Source organism: Mesorhizobium sp. M8A.F.Ca.ET.161.01.1.1 (genome assembly GCF_004792105.1).
Classification (GTDB): Bacteria; Pseudomonadota; Alphaproteobacteria; order Rhizobiales; family Rhizobiaceae; genus Mesorhizobium.
Genome location: NZ_SRTD01000303.1, coordinates 1 through 322, shown reverse-complemented (window position 1 = coordinate 322; position 322 = coordinate 1). Strand labels below are relative to the sequence as shown.

1 pseudogene is annotated in these 322 nt (G+C 61.5%); it reads left to right on the top strand.

The features are described 5' to 3' along the window. A pseudogene (locus tag EN804_RS38505) lies at positions 1-322 on the top strand (3'-5' exonuclease); the annotation flags it as partial.

Genomic DNA, 322 nt, shown 5'->3' with positions numbered 1-322 from the left:
GATCGGTCAGTCCGGTTATTTCCATGATGGCCATCGCGCGGTTGATGATTGCTTCGCGCTGCTGGAGGTGCTCGAGCAGAACCGGCCGGGCCAGGAAGGCATGACGCCCTTCATGGAGCTTCACGCGGCTAGCCGTAGATCGCGCGTCCGGATCTACGCGGAGAACAGCCCCTTCGATATGAAGGATCACCTGAAAAAGCGGGGTTATCGCTGGTCGGACGGTTCGGACGGCCGGCCGAAATCCTGGTGGGCGGAGCTGCCGGAAGAGATGCTGGCGGAGGAGCTGCATTTTCTGCGCACCGAAATCTATCGCTGGGACGCC